The 9,322-nt window shown below is 58.2% G+C and carries 5 protein-coding genes and 2 pseudogenes; 6 read left to right on the top strand and 1 reads right to left on the bottom strand.

The window, feature by feature from the left end; genetic code table 11:
- Positions 1–45 precede the first annotated feature (45 nt).
- The 5 genes and pseudogenes from TZ53_RS27705 to TZ53_RS24140 form a co-directional block, all read left to right on the top strand.
- Positions 46–915: pseudogene (locus tag TZ53_RS27705) on the top strand (conjugal transfer protein TraN); the annotation flags it as partial.
- A complete protein-coding gene (locus TZ53_RS24155; protein ID WP_052628289.1) occupies positions 896–1,291 on the top strand; it encodes a hypothetical protein in 396 nt (131 codons plus the stop codon). The pseudogene TZ53_RS27705 and the gene TZ53_RS24155, both read left to right, overlap by 20 nt.
- 81 nt (positions 1,292–1,372) lie before the next feature.
- Positions 1,373–2,119, top strand: a complete 747-nt coding sequence (locus TZ53_RS24150) for a conjugal transfer protein TraF (RefSeq protein ID WP_443216158.1) — start codon at positions 1,373–1,375, stop codon at positions 2,117–2,119.
- A gap of 65 nt (positions 2,120–2,184) precedes the next feature.
- Positions 2,185–3,585: a conjugal transfer protein TraH gene (locus TZ53_RS24145; RefSeq protein ID WP_044663586.1), complete on the top strand. Its 1,401-nt coding sequence runs from the start codon at positions 2,185–2,187 to the stop codon at positions 3,583–3,585.
- A gap of 11 nt (positions 3,586–3,596) precedes the next feature.
- Positions 3,597–6,371 (top strand): conjugal transfer protein TraG N-terminal domain-containing protein, encoded by a 2,775-nt coding sequence (locus TZ53_RS24140; protein ID WP_044663434.1) that lies wholly within the window; start codon positions 3,597–3,599, stop codon positions 6,369–6,371.
- Between the two features lies 1 nt (position 6,372).
- Here the strand turns inward: TZ53_RS24140 and TZ53_RS24135 are convergent, their stop codons facing one another.
- A complete protein-coding gene (locus tag TZ53_RS24135; protein ID WP_157009871.1) occupies positions 6,373–6,723 on the bottom strand; it encodes a hypothetical protein in 351 nt (116 codons plus the stop codon).
- A gap of 480 nt (positions 6,724–7,203) precedes the next feature.
- Here TZ53_RS24135 and TZ53_RS24130 point away from each other — a divergent pair.
- A pseudogene (locus TZ53_RS24130) lies at positions 7,204–9,161 on the top strand (BCCT family transporter).
- Positions 9,162–9,322: the final 161 nt, after the last annotated feature.

The raw sequence follows: 9,322 nt of genomic DNA, 5'->3' as shown, positions 1-9,322 counted from the left end.
CATCAGCAATGTCCGGCAGGATCGAACAGTAACCCCGACGGGACGTGCTATACTGAAGACCCGCAAACGGACTGCGGCGATCTCCAGGCAAATCCGCAATGCAGCTGGAAATACGATAATTGTCTGGACGAGACTCCGTCCGGCGACGCCTGCAAGATGACCGAGCGCGTCTTCCGATGTCCGGTACCAGGTGGAAAGATCGAACAGCCGGCCGAATATGTGTGCGGCGACGATGTCTACTGCATCAACGGTGATTGCGAGGCGATCGAGCGCGAAGCTTCCACCGAGTTCAAGGATGCGCTGACGGCTCTCCATGCGGTCGACACCGCCGGGAAGGATTTCGATCCGGACGACATGCATGTTTTCCCCGGCGAGCGCGACACATGCAGCAAGAAGATCTTCGGTGCCGTGAACTGCTGCGCGGGCAAGGTCTCCGGATTGGTGCCGCTGGGCGTCGGCGGCGCCGCGCTCGCAGGCGCTATCAGTGGCAATGTCGCCGCACTGGCGGGAGTCGCGACGCAATTTCTTACCACCTTCATGTGTTCTACCGAGGAGAAAATGCTCGATGTGAAGGATCGTATGGGCTTCTGCACCTTCGTTGGAAGCTATTGCTCTTCCAGCATCCTGGGTGTCTGCACCACCAAGCGGAAGACCTATTGCTGTTTTGAAAGCAAGCTGTCGCGCATTCTGCAGGAACAGGGGCGTCCTCAGATCAACAAGCCTTTCGCAAAGCCCAGAAACGAGCAGTGCGAAGGCTTCACGGTCGATGAATTTTCGCGCCTCGATCTCTCGGTAATGGATTTCACGGAAGTCTATGCAGACTTCATGGATGCGGTTCGGATGCCCGACGAAGTTCAGACGATGACCGATATCCAGCAAAAGATACAGGACTATTATGAACTTCACAGCCAGTGACGCGCCTTCGCGGCATCAGCCATTTGATTGGGAGATGACGGCCTTTGAGCTGGCCGTTTTCATTTGCATCTACCGAAGTCCAACCCCTCTTTTGCTTGATGAGGTCCGTCGGGAAGTCAGTCTCTGGTTTGAGCGGGTGATCGGTTCCGAGGACCTGAAAGGCTGTATTGAATATATGCTGGGGCGACGATGGCTGTTGCAATCGGGAGACCGGCTTCGGGCCAGCAACAGGGGCCGGATCATAGCTCGTCCTCTCGTGAACGGCATCATCCGGATGCTGGATCAGGGGACCCGGCTCCTCGATGTAGCGCTGATGATGTCGATCCTTCGGCTGACGCATGACCAGTTGGCCAATCCTGTTGAAGATGATGGGTGACAAGGAACCATGGCGATGACGAAGACGATCACGCAAATCGCGACCTTGCTACTCGCTGCAATAGTCTCGCCAGGGGTGGCCATGGCACAGCTTACGTCTTCCGAAGCCATGCAGGCTGAGGATCACGAAGACGGCTTTTACTGTCGCGAGCGGCGACTGGGACAGTGGTTCTATTGCACCAGGCCCAAGGATCCCGAGCGCCCTTCTTTGGTTCCGCAGGCCAGCGCCGCGGAACGAATGGCGGCCATCAGCCGGGAGCTCGATGAACTGAAGGCCAGGGCGATACTGGAACCGACGCAAGAGAATGTCATCGCCTATGTGCGTTTCCAGCGCGAACAACTCGACCGAGCGTCGACATTCTCCGATACATGGCAACGGGCGCTGTGGCAGAATCCGGATCTCGACTACACGCTTCAGCGCCCTGTGAATACCGTGGGCAAGCGGGCGTGGCTCGATAATCGCAAAGCCGATCGGGATACTGTTCTGACCAATCTCGGGCAGCGCTACGGTCTATTCTATTTTTATGCGCAAAGCTGCGGGGCCTGCGAGATTTTCGGGCCCATACTCCGTTCGGTTGCCGATAGTCATGGGATGACCGTGATGGCCGTTTCCATGGATGGTGGCCCGAACCGGGACTTTCCCAATTATGTGGTGGATTCAGGGCAGCGCGCCCGCATGGGTGTTGCCGGCAACCAGACGCCCGCGCTGGTGCTGTTCGACACCGCCACCAGGCGCACCATCCCTGTAGGTTTCGGTCTCCTCTCCGCTGAGGAGATAATGGATCGGATCTTCATGTTGACCAACACGAAGGTAGGGAGCGACTTCTAATGCCGGAAGGACATGAAACCGGTTGGTCTCGCCGCATGCTCAAACGTGCAGGCTCCGCCATAACCATGGTTGTCGCCGTTCACCTGGCGCTCGTTGGCGTGGCAGATGCAAATGTTGCTTCAGAAATGAACAATTTCTTCAGCGAGGCGGGCGGCGCGGCCAATGTGACGGGGCCTTCGTCGTTCCAGGGTCAGTCAGCTGGCTATTATTCGCTCGGGAATGTCTGGACACGCTTCCCTCAAAAGAGCGTTGCTCCCTTCAATCTTCAGCTTCCCGGCGCGCGAGCCGGCTGCGGCGGCATAGACCTGTTCAGTGGGAGCTTCTCCTTCATCAATGCTTCCGAGATCGTGGCGATGCTCAAGGCTACGGCCAACAACGCGCTCGGTTTCGCCTTCAAGCTGGCGATCGATTCCGTTTCCCCGGAGATTGGCAAGGTCATGGACGAGTTCAGCCAGAAGGCGCAGCTCCTCAACCAGATGAATATCTCGAGCTGCGAGACGGCCCAGGCTCTTGTTGGCGGCCTTTGGCCAACCATGGACACGACCCGCGCCACGATCTGCGAGGCGGTTGGCAATTCCCAGGGCGTATTTTCCGACTGGGCTGCATCCCGCCAGGGTTGCAATAATGGTGGAAGCCGCGACAGCACGATCGCCGGCAATGCTGACGCTGCGATGACGGATCAGCTCGTAGGCGAGAATCACAACTACACCTGGGAAGCATTGAAGAAATCAGCCAAGTTCGGCGCCTTCGACCAGGAATTTTCCGAATATATCATGACGTTGGTGGGGACTATCATCACCCGGCCATCCGCCGATGCCAGCATAGGCGGGAATGTGATCATGTATGGGCCAGCCGAGGAGGCGGTTGTCACCGCGCTCCTCGACGGCACCGAAAATGGGCCCGCCATCAAGGTGCTCAAATGCAATGATCCAAATTGCTACGATGTGGGCGAGACCACGCTCGCCATCCCTTCTTCCGCGGCTCTCCGTCCCCGGATCAGGCAAATGATCAGGGACATGAGCATCAAGGCTCGCACAAACGGGAGCCTGACATCGGCGGAGAAGCAACTGCTCAATATGGCGACTATCCCGCTCTACAAGATCGTCACGGTGCAGGCTTTCGCTCACAACGCGCTGACCGATGGCGAGATAGAGGCCTTGTCCGAGATTGTGGCTGTGGACATGTTGAACGCGATGCTGGACAATATGCTCGATCGTGTCGAGCAGGCCAGGGTTCACTATCAGACCGCGGACCAGGCAACCGCAGAGCAATGGAAGGCACAGATTGCGGCCACCCGGCAAAAGTTCGGCGCCCGGGAAGTCAAGCTCAGCAACAAGCTGCAATTGACCTATCAGGTTATCAACCGAAGCATATTCCTTGAATCGACATTGCAGAACAGCATGTCGCCGGGCATGTCCGCTGCGCTCAATTTTTCACGCGGCCTCAGCGCCCAGGGACTCCAGTAGGCGTTCGGGCGGTGCTGGAGGTCTTCACGGTTGGCGGGGGCGAATATCTCGTCAACATGTTCAACGCCGTGGCTGCCTGGACCGGGGGCGGCGGCTATCGCTCCATGATCCGCGTGATCATGGTGATGGGCCTTATCTATTCGCTGTTCGTGGTGGCTTTCACGCTCAACTACAAGGCGTGGCTCAACTGGTTCATCCAGGCCACCGGCATCTACATGTGCCTGATGGTCCCGACAGTGGACGTCAAGGTGACGGACCGGATCAATCCGGGACTCGCGCCGGCGACGGTCGCCAACGTCCCGCTCGGGCTTGGGGTTCTTGCCAGCTTTACGACTCAGATCGGGGATTATCTGACGCGAACGGCCGAGACGGTCTTTGTGATGCCGGCCGAGCTCAACTACAGCCGGAACGGCCTGGTATATGGCGCGCGCCTGTTCGATGCGGCACGCCATTTCAATATCCAGGACGCCGAATTTTCTGCCAATCTTGATCACTATATGAAGCAATGCGTCTTCGGCGATATCATGCTCTATCAAAAGTCCCTGACCGATCTTGCGAAGGCGACAAATCTTTGGGCGGCCATTGGCTCGACCGCTGAATCGCGGTCGCAGGAATGGCTCGAACGCAGCGGCGGGACGGTCGCGGCCTATATCGTGACGTGCCGGGATGCCTATGCGATGCTTGATGCACAATGGGCTTCTATGATCGATGCAAATTCGAAGCTATGGGGTCTGGAAGTCTATCCCAAGCTCAGTGAATCGATCGCCCAGGCCAAGCTTCGCAACGACGTGCCGATCGCGAACCAGGCCTTCACGCAATCGACGGACGGTTTTGCCGAGACGATGCGGCAGAACACCGCCATTCATGCATTCATGCGGGCTCGCAACAATATGAGCGGCAGCACCATTGATGCGTTCGCACAAACCCGCGCGGACATACAGGCCCGCAACACCTATAACAGTATCGCGCAACAGGCGATGACATGGGTGCCGATCCTGAACATCGTACTGACGGTTGTTTTCTTCGCCATGTTTCCGGTCATCTTTCCGCTTTTCCTGATGCCCCAGACGGGTGTCTCCGCGCTCAAGGGTTATGCGACGGGATTCTTCTATCTTGCAGCCTGGGGACCGCTCTATGTCATTTTGCACATGATCTGCATGACGCGCGCCGAGGCCGCCGCGGCAGGGGTGGCCAAGGGCGGCGTCACATTGGGGACCTATGCCGGCATCGATGCGGTGAACGCAGAGACGGCGACCATCGCCGGCTTCATGCTGATGAGTGTGCCCTTCCTTGCCGCAGGCCTGGCGCGCGGCGCGATGTCCATCGCGGGCCAGTCCATGTCCATGCTGGCGCCAGCGCAAAATGCGGCAGAGGCTGCCGCACTGGAAGAGACGACTGGCAACTACGCCTATGGCAATGTCAGTTGGGCAAACCAGACGTCGAACATGCGTCAAAGCGATCAGTGGAACACGGCGCCCGCCTACCAGACGGGAAGCTCGGCGTTCAGCGTTCGCCAGGCCAATGGCACAATTGTATCGAGCTTTGGCAACGGGCAGGAGGTGATCGACACCTCCCATGCGATTTCCCGCCTTGGCTTCGTGCCGACGGCGAGCACCGGGTTCGTGTCCGAGATGCGGGAGCAGGCCCATGAAGCCCATCGCCAGGCCCAGGTCTATCGTGCGGCGGCCAATGATATTCTCACCAGCACGCATACGGATCGTAGTTCATCCGGCATGTCGTCCGAGCGTAGCTCGGGATGGGACAGCAGCTCTGGCCGGAGTGCGAACAGCTCAATGGAGGAATTCGACCGGCAATCAGGAAGCAGCTCATCGGGTATCGACCAGAGAAGCTCGACGGGCTTTGGACAATCTGAAAGCCGTGGGCGGGATTGGACCTCCAACTGGAATGAACAGGTTAGCGGGGCTCTAAGCGGTCAGCTTGGTTTCGCCGGGAAGGGCGGCCGGGCGGGCTTAGGGGCCGGTATGAACGGAAATGCAGGGTTCACGGCCAATCAGAATGATCAGTTGAGTCAGGGTTCCAGAGAATCGCGGTCCCATGATGAAACCAGCAGCTCCTACAGCGGCGTTCGGGACGAGCATTCAACCGGTAACAATATTTCGATGTCCGATGGCACTTATGAAAAGGATGGAGTGTTCAGCCGCGCTTCAGTCGCTTCGTCTTCGTTCCAGGGGCGGGAAGACGCGCTCTCCCGTGCCCGTTCCTATCAGGAATCGGCGGAAAAGCTGGAAGAGCTGTCGCAGCAGCTTTCTCGCGATGCGAGCTATGCGGAAACCCACGGCATGCAGTTGAGCGAGAATTTGAGCCAGGATCTTGCCCAGTGGTATCGCAGGCAGCAGATGAATAACCCAGGCCTTGATGCTCCCGAACTATGGGCGACGGATCTGACCGATCATCAGCGCATGGCGCGAGATAGCATGATCAGCCGCTGGATGGGTGAGAAGCAAGATGCGATCCGCGCGAGCGTGCAGGACAGCTTGCGCGAACCTGCCCTTGTCGATGTGCCCCACCGCGACATCGGTGATGCAGCTGACGTCAGGAAAGCCTATCATCCGCAAGGTGTGTCAGATCTTCCAAATGGACCGGACGTCGGCAATCCCGACACTGCCTCAGCATTCATCGAGCAGGGAAAGACGGCCTTTGCGACGGACAAGTCCGCGGCAGCCGCAGTGAGAGTTGGTCACGCAGAGGCAGGGGCAGAATTACAGAACAATGTGAACCGCGAGACGGGACGGAAGTTCTTTCAATCTCTTCCGCCGGATGAGTGACTTATCCAGCGAGATAGAAATAAAGCAGCACCCCGATGACCAGAACCAAGCCAATCGCTCGCCCAATCAACGCTCCTGTTGAAAGTTCGACCACATCATCCCCATAATCGTAGGCTTCGGGAGGGACCTGCCTAATGACGGGTCCCCCGGTCGTGTTTTGGGTCGTGAAATACGTATTCCAGTCCATCATCTTCCCAAACCTCCGAAGCTGTACTCTACGAAACTCAACGTTTATTCGCAAGTTTTCAGAAACAGATGGTGCCCGACGTCTATCATTATTGGCTGTATCAATCGGAGGTCGCAAAAAGCAGAACGGAGCTAGCCAGAGGTGCGGTTCGGCAATGATGGCCATTTCCCTGTAGGTTGACGATCGCCGACAAGCGCAGGCATGAGCTGACGGGGGACCATAAGGGGAACTGTTCGATGACGGTTACGACGAGATGGCGGAAGACCTGCGGGTTGCCACCATCGCTGGCGCTCCTTACGCGCAGCTTCCAAGCTGAGTACACCAACACGCCATCAGGTCATGATAGATTGGCATCTCGCTCGACTGTGGGCAGAATCTCCGCGTCATCCAATGTAGGCAAGCCGTGTGCCGTACATCGCGCACTATGATGGAAGTTCGAGCACACTGACGAACGCAGGGGCTTGGCAGAGGATCGTTTATTCCGGGCACCGGCCAAGGCGCAACGAGGCCACGCATCGGGGCTGCCTGCCGACATTGAAAAGCCCACGCGCGATATCCTAAGGTGCATTTGCTGAAATTAAAGATGGAAAGCCTTCATTGACCGAGCCCATATTCTCCGCTGACAAGCCATCCTGGCTACCCTCGATGCGAGACATATCCCCGGTCACATTCTTCGGCTCGGCCATTGTCGCTGTCGGACTCATCATATTTGCCAGCATTTTTCCCGAGAAGGCCGCCACTCTGTTCCAGAGCAGTAATGCGTGGATCATCCAGGATGTCGGCTGGTTCTATCTGCTGTGCGTGGGCATCTTCGTCGTTTTCCTCTTCCTCCTCGCCGCCAGCCCACTGGGACGCGTGCGACTGGGGCCAGATGATTCCGTTCCTGACTATAAATTCAGCACATGGGTCGCGATGCTGTTCAGCGGCGGCATGGGCATCGGCATCGTTTTTTATGGCGTCGCCGAACCCATCACGCACTTCTCCCATCCGCCCGACGCTGGACCGGGAACAGCGCAGGCCGCGCGCGACGCGATGGAAGTCACGTTCTTCCATTGGGGCATCCATGCATGGGCGATTTACGCGGTCATGGGACTGGCGCTGGCCTATTTCGGGTATCGGCGGGGCGAGCCGCTCTCCATCCGTTCGGCCTTTCTCCCCTTTTTGGTGAGCGCGTTCGTGGGCCGCTGGGCGATTTCATCGACATTTTCGCGGTGGTGGGCACGCTCGCCGGGCTAGCCACATCACTCGGCCTGGGCGTGTCGCAACTCAATGCATCTTTCACCTATCTGATGGGCATTGCCCAGACGCTGGACATGCAGATGTGGCTGATCGCTATCGTCACCGTGTTGGCGACGATCACGGTTGCGACCGGCCTGGACAACGGCATCAGGTGGATGAGCGAGGCGATCATCGTCATCTCGGGTATCCTGATGCTGCTGATCCTGGCGCTTGGCCCGACACAGTTCCTGCTGCAGGCTTTCGTCGAGAATATCGGGCTCTACCTCAACGGCTTCGTCGCTCGCACTTTCCACATCTATGCCTATCAGCCGACCGACTGGATTGGCAACTGGACGCTCTTCTATTGGGGTTGGTGGATTTCCTGGGCGCCGTTCGTCGGGCTGTTCATCGCCCGCATTTCGGGGGGGCGGACGATCCGCGAGTTCCTGCTGGGCGTCCTGCTCGCGCCGGCCGGATTCAGCTTCGTGTGGTTTACCATCTTCGGCGACGCTGCGATCTGGCTCGACACCAATGTCGCACATGGCGCGATTTCACGAACCGTCGCCGAGAACATGCCGATCGCGCTGTTCTCGCTGTTCGAATATCTGCCCTTGTCGACGGTTCTCGCCTGGATGACCGGGCTGTTGGTAGCAATCTATTTCGTCACGGCTTCCGATGCCGGAGCGCTGGTGATCGCAATGATTACCGCGCGCGATACGAACGAGGTTGAAGAGCCGGCGCTCTGGCTGCGCGTCTTCTGGGCGCTGACCTGTGGTGGCGTCGCTGCCGTGCTGCTGCTTGCGGGTGGTCTCGCCGCTGTACAGATGGCGGCGGTCATCGCCGCTTTCCCTCTCGCGATCATCATGCTCGCCATGTGCTACGGCATATGGATTTCGCTCCGGCGCGAGACGGCGATCGCCTGGGCCGAAAACATGCCTGCGGCGCCATTGGTAGGAACAAAGGGGCAATATGAATGGCGGCGACGCCTGGGCGCAATCGTCAGCCATCCGACCGAGCAACAGGTCCGCTCTTTCCTCGCTTCGACTATCCACAAGGCGCTGGATGCAGTGGCAGAAGAATTGCGCCGGCGGGCGATCAGCGCGACAGTAGCCGAGGAGGCCGACGGGATCATGCTGCGCGCCGAGCATGGCGCGGAAGGCGACTTCGTTTATGCGGTGCGCGCCGTCCCTCATCCGCTGCCGGCGTTTGCGCTCGTCGATTCCGCTCGCAAGCGGGATGACCGCCGACGTCGCTACTATCGCGCCGAGGTCTATTTGGAAGGCGGCGGTCGAGGGTATGATATTTACGGCTATGACAGCGAACAAGTGATCGCCGATGTCATCGCCCATTATGATCGATATCGTCACTTCCTGACCACCCAATAGAATGGAATTGTGGGTGTCAGACTTTATCTATGACGCGATCTCGACGGCTTTGTCTATATCGCTTGCGTGATCGACGTCTCCATGGCTGCAGAACTTAAGCCAACTAGCCTCCGGTTAATCTGAGTAGTTCATTCCCCGGCTCTAACGAACAGGAATGACGT

Source organism: Sphingobium sp. YBL2, from assembly GCF_000943805.1.
Taxonomy (GTDB): Bacteria; Pseudomonadota; Alphaproteobacteria; order Sphingomonadales; family Sphingomonadaceae; genus Sphingobium; species Sphingobium fuliginis.
The sequence above is the reverse complement of the archived record's forward strand: the minus strand, read 5'-3'. Positions and strand labels throughout refer to the sequence as shown.